The following is a 2792-nucleotide window of genomic DNA, read 5'->3' on the forward strand; positions in this document are numbered from 1 at the left end:
GCCTGCTGGTCGCCGGGTATCAGAGCGGCGGCGCCACCCGCTTCGCCGGCGGCGACAAGCCGACCCCGGTGCCGGCAGCGCCCACCAACACCGACCGCGGCACCACGGTGGGCGCCGGCGCGGCGATCACGCCGNCTGGAGGCGCCGACCATGACCCAGCCGGCGCGGCCGGGCCCCGATCTGCGCACCGCGCCCGCCTCGTCGCCGACCGGCGCCGGCCCCGAGAGCGGCGGGCATCCGGAGGCGAACCCGCCGGCCCGGTAAAACCTGCTCCTCAGAAACCACGAAGGCCGCGCAATGCGCGGCCTTCTTTCATTTCAAGTTCCATTCCCACGGCGGCACCGAAGCCGCCCCGGATCAGATCGCGGCGGCGACCTTGTCGAGGCCGATGGTCCGCGCGAGCCGCCGCACCTCGTCCTTCTGGTCGTCGCGGAGCTGCCAGAGCAGCGGCATCGCCGCCGATTTCAACTGCTGCACCTCGTCGGAGTCCGGATCGATCGCGACAGCGCCGGGCTTGGCGGCGTTCTGGCGGGCGCTGTGGATCTTGCGGGCGACGGCGCGCAGCGCGGTCTCCACCGCCGGCCAATAATATTCCTGGCTCGCCGACAGCCGCAGCCGCTCCTTGATCCCCGCGATCTGGGTGTCCGACAGCAGAGAATAGGCCTTCTGCACCTCAGGCTTCAGAGGCGCGGCCGGCGGCTCGGTCCGGGCCATGATCTTGGACTTCGGCAGAAGCGGCTCGGCTGCGACGGCCGATGCCTTGGCAGGCTCTCTCGCCGGCTCCTTGGCGATGTCCGGCTCGGACGGCGCATAGGCATAGGCTTGGCGCAGCGTGCTCCGGGTCGGCGCCACCGGCGGCTGCACCTCGGCGGTCGCAAGTGTGACCATGGCGAGGCGATCACCCTTGGCGTCGCGGTTCGAGATCGGGCTCTTGGCGACCACTGCCGGCATCATCGCACCGGCCGAGGGAACGCTGTCCCGCATCAGGACGCTGGTCACGGCGGCGCCGGCGATCAGAACACCCAGCAAAGCGACAAAAGCGATCGACTTCGTCACGCAAATCTCCGTATCCCGGCGGAAACGCCGCACTTTGCCGAAAAGTGGGAGCAAATTAAGGCTTTACGATGCCACAGAAACAGATGGGTCACCATTCCGCCCTGTGAAGACGACGGATATTTTTTTCTTACGCCGCCGACGACAGCTCCGCGGGCGTCAGCAGATCGTAGGCGGCCTGGATATCGGCGACGATGTCGGACGCCTCCCACAGCGCCGCCGGTTCCACCGAATGCAGGCTGATGGTCCAGTTGCCGCCGCGGGCCGTGCGCGGCACGCTCATGATGTCGAATTGCACATTGCGGCATAGCGGATGCCGCTGCAGGGCGTGCCCAACCCGGATCCGGATCTCCTCGAGCGTCGCTCGCTCCTTGACCAGCCCCAACTCGATGCCCATCGCGCAATTCCGCCAAATCAAAACTCGGCGGATTGTGGGATGGGATGGTTAATGGTGCCTTAAGGACACAGTTGGATCGCGTCGGCGTCAGGGGGCACCTCGCGCGCTTGCGCGGTCATACTCATCGGCCGTGCGCGCGACCAGCGTGGCCACGTCGGGAATGTCCGTCACGCCCGAGGTCGCGTGCCCCGCGCTCCAGATGTCGCGCCACCGCGTCGGCCGGTTCTCGCGCGCGCCGACATCGATGTCCTTGCCGATCTCGATCGCGCCGCGCGCCGGCAGGTCGTCCGGATCGAGCCCCGCCGCGATGATCGACGGCCGGAGCATGCTGGTCGGCAGGCCGGTGAAGGCCGAGGTCAGCAGCACATCGTCGGCCGAGCTGTCGACCAGCATCGCCTTGTAGCGCGGATCCGCCATGCTCTCGCACGTGGCTATGAACCGGGTGCCCATGTAGGCGAGATCGCAGCCGAGCACCTCGGCCGCGCGCAAGCTCACGCCGTCGCTGATGCCGCCGGCGAGCACGATCGGACCCGCGAAGAATTGCCGGACCGCGCGCACGAAGGCGAACGGATTGAGCCAGCCGGTCTGACCACCTGCCCCCGCCGTCAGCAGCACCAGACCATCGGCGCCGGCTTCGGCGGCGCGCTCGGCGTGGCGGATCGAGGCGACGTCGGCGAACACCAGCGCGCCCACGTCATGCAGCGGCGCGATCACCGGCGCCGGCGAGCCGACCGACGTGATCACGAGCTCGGGCCGATGGCGCAGCAGCACGGCGAGATCGGCCGCCAGCCGCGCGTTGGAGCGGTGCACGATCAGGTTGGGGCAGACCGGCGCAGGGGCGTTGCCGGTCGCATCGCTGCTGCGCGCAAGCCGGCCGGCGATGTCATGCAGCCAGCCATCGAGCTCGTCGGACGTGCGACAGTTCACCGTGGGGAACGCACCGATGACGCCGCTGGCGCAGGCCGCGCTGACGAGATCCATCCCCGACACCAGGAACATCGGCGCCGCAATCAGCGGCAGCCGCAGTCGCGCCCGCAGGCCGGCCAAGGCATTTGTCTGCACCGCGTGTCCTCCCTGATGCTTGTTGAGCTCAGGGATAGCCACGCCGGCGCGCGCGATCAATCGTCGCCGAAGAAGCTGAAGCGCGGCCCCTGCATGTCGACCGGCTGTGCGGCATAGGCCCGCGGCGTCGAATCCTCGCGCACCGCCTGCTCGACGGCGCGCAGATCCTGCTCGCGGCGCTGCCGGCGGCGCTCGACATATTGCCGGTGCCGCTCGGCGCGGCGCTGCTCCGCCGCGCGCTTGCGCTCGGCCGAGCGCGCCGCCTGATCGGAATCCTGCG

At 69.5% G+C, this 2792-nt stretch carries 3 protein-coding genes and 1 pseudogene; all 4 read right to left on the bottom strand.

Features of this window, described 5'->3' with window-relative positions; translation table 11 throughout:
• Nucleotides 1–357: 357 nt before the first annotated feature.
• Nucleotides 358–999, bottom strand: a complete 642-nt coding sequence (locus BRAO375_RS18620; RefSeq protein WP_009029009.1) for a hypothetical protein — start codon at nucleotides 997–999, stop codon at nucleotides 358–360.
• A 184-nt stretch (nucleotides 1000–1183) separates the two neighbouring features.
• Nucleotides 1184–1450 (bottom strand): hypothetical protein, encoded by a 267-nt coding sequence (locus tag BRAO375_RS18625; protein WP_009029010.1) that lies wholly within the window; start codon nucleotides 1448–1450, stop codon nucleotides 1184–1186.
• An 87-nt stretch (nucleotides 1451–1537) separates the two neighbouring features.
• A complete protein-coding gene (locus BRAO375_RS18630) occupies nucleotides 1538–2512 on the bottom strand; it encodes an NAD(P)H-dependent flavin oxidoreductase (RefSeq protein WP_009029011.1) in 975 nt (324 codons plus the stop codon).
• Between the two features lie 56 nt (nucleotides 2513–2568).
• Nucleotides 2569–2792, bottom strand: a pseudogene (locus tag BRAO375_RS18635) (hypothetical protein); the annotation flags it as partial.

It is taken from the genome of Bradyrhizobium sp. ORS 375, assembly GCF_000239775.1.
Taxonomy (GTDB): domain Bacteria; phylum Pseudomonadota; class Alphaproteobacteria; order Rhizobiales; family Xanthobacteraceae; genus Bradyrhizobium.